The sequence below is a fragment of the Collinsella sp. LCP19S3_A6 genome (assembly GCF_052122015.1).
Lineage (GTDB): Bacteria > Actinomycetota > Coriobacteriia > Coriobacteriales > Coriobacteriaceae > Collinsella.
In genome coordinates this window covers 1-454 of record NZ_JBQKDD010000036.1, presented here as the reverse complement: position 1 = coordinate 454, position 454 = coordinate 1, and the positions used below count along the sequence as shown (strand labels likewise).

The window sequence follows — 454 nt, the reverse complement described above, 5'->3', positions numbered from 1 at the left end:
CGGGACTGCGGACAAAAAGTTGGACCGTTGAGGTCCGGAACGGAGTCCGCATGGCATACAGTAGGAGAATGGTGGAGAGGGCCAGGGCGCTTCGCGGCGCCGGGCTCACCGTCATGGAGATAACCGAGATACTCGGCGGGCCCGGCAAGACGTCCGTCTGGCGCTGGATCAGGGACGTGCGCAAGCCCGCGGGAAGGGCCGGTGGAGGAATGGACCTGCCGCGACTCGTCGGGGACGGCCCCGACTACCCCGACATCGACCCGGAGGACAAGGACGCCCTGATCGAGCGGCTCAGGCTCGAGAACGCGGTGCTGAGGGCGGTGCAGGACGTTTTAAAAGCCGAGAGCCTCGACGGGATGTCGAACAGGGAGAAGACCCTGGTGATAGACCGCCTGAGGCCGTGCGGGAAGTGGTCCTTGAGAGAACTCACGAGTTCCTTGGGGATATCAAAGAG

At 64.1% G+C, this 454-nt stretch carries 1 pseudogene; it reads left to right on the top strand.

Annotated features, from left to right (window positions below):
- Positions 1-50: 50 nt before the first annotated feature.
- Positions 51-454: pseudogene (locus ACTQVX_RS08865) on the top strand (hypothetical protein); the annotation flags it as partial.